Here is a 1,061-nt window from a genome sequence, read left to right as displayed (position 1 = left end):
AACGCCCCCGTCCAGACGTCCCAGCCGCTTCAGCCGCCGCGGCCCGGCGCCGAAATCCTGCGCGTCGACCACGTGAGCCGCGGCTTCAACAAGACGCAGGGCGAATTGCTCGTGCTCGACGACGCGAACCTGTCGCTGCGTGAAGGCGAAATCGTCGGGCTGCTCGGCCGTTCCGGCTCGGGCAAGTCCACGTTGCTGCGGATCATCGCCGGGCTGATCGAGCCGACCGGCGGCGAAGTGACCTATCTCGGCAAGCCGCTGACCGGCCCGGCCGAGGGCGTCGCGATGGTGTTCCAGACCTTCGCGCTGTTCCCGTGGCTGACCGTGCTGCAGAACGTCGAAGCCGGCCTCGAAGCGCTCGGAGTGGGCGCGCGCGAGCGTCGCGAGCGCGCGCTGGCCGCGATCGACCTGATCGGCCTGGACGGCTTCGAGAACGCGTACCCGCGCGAGCTGTCGGGCGGCATGCGTCAGCGCGTGGGCTTCGCGCGCGCGCTCGTCGTCGATCCGACGATCCTGCTGATGGACGAGCCGTTCTCCGCGCTCGACGTGCTGACGGCCGAGACATTGCGTACCGATCTGCTGGACCTGTGGACGCAAGGCCGCATGCCGATCAAGTCGGTGCTGATCGTCACGCACAACATCGAGGAAGCGGTGTTCATGTGCGACCGGATTCTGGTGCTGTCGTCGAATCCGGGGCGCGTGATCGCCGAGATCAAGGTGCCGTTCAAGCATCCGCGCAACCGGCTCGATCCTGAGTTTCGCAAGCTGGTCGACGACATCTACGCGAAGATGACCGCGCGCCAGACCGGCGAGGCGACCAAGAAGGGGCTCGAACTCGGCAGCTGGCTGCCGCAGGTGTCGACCAACCTGATGGCCGGTCTGATCGAAACGCTCGCGATGGCGCCGTACCACGGCCGCGCCGACATGCCCGAAATCGCGCGCACGCTGCATCTGGAGGTCGACGATCTGTTCCCGATCGCCGAAGTGCTGCAGTACCTGGGCTTTGCCGACGTGCGCGAAGGCGACGTGTTCCTGACGCCGCCGGGCCGCGTGTTCGCCGA

General features: G+C 67.5%; 1 protein-coding gene. It reads left to right on the top strand.

Going from position 1 to position 1,061, the window contains the following annotated elements; all coding sequences use genetic code 11:
- The coding region (locus C3Y15_RS31450; RefSeq protein ID WP_134206964.1) for an ATP-binding cassette domain-containing protein at nucleotides 1-1,061 on the top strand (1,061 nt) is incomplete at both ends.

Source organism: Burkholderia sp. B10 (assembly GCF_004368385.1).
GTDB classification, from domain to species: Bacteria; Pseudomonadota; Gammaproteobacteria; order Burkholderiales; family Burkholderiaceae; genus Burkholderia; species Burkholderia vietnamiensis.
This window is presented reverse-complemented; position numbering and strand designations above follow the sequence as displayed.